We start from the raw sequence: 252 nt of genomic DNA, 5'->3' as shown, positions 1-252 counted from the left end.
CTATTACCTTCACGCCCTGCAGCCTTTAATTTCGCCATTTTACGCGTTATTTTATTAAGCGCTTGTTTAAGCTCCCACACATACACCACTTCAATCATAAACGGATGCGTGCGGTATTTATTAAGTAACCATGCAAGCCCTAATGCGCTAATAACAACGCCCGCTACGTTCCAATGAAAGTGAGTGCCGCTCTCATCAGGAAACAAAGCAATCAGCGTTTGCGATATAGCTAAGCTCCCAACAGCTAAACCC

1 protein-coding gene is annotated in these 252 nt (G+C 44.4%); it reads right to left on the bottom strand.

What is annotated here, in order from left to right:
- Window positions 1–252, bottom strand: a 252-nt coding sequence (locus AAEY88_RS14725; RefSeq protein ID WP_350563584.1) for a DUF3087 family protein, incomplete at both ends; no start/stop codon positions are given.

Origin of the sequence: Psychrobacter sp. CAL346-MNA-CIBAN-0220 (assembly GCF_040309805.1) — a bacterium.
Taxonomy (GTDB): Bacteria; Pseudomonadota; Gammaproteobacteria; order Pseudomonadales; family Moraxellaceae; genus Psychrobacter.
Note: the sequence above shows the minus strand (reverse complement) of the source record. Positions and strands in the feature narration are given on the sequence as shown.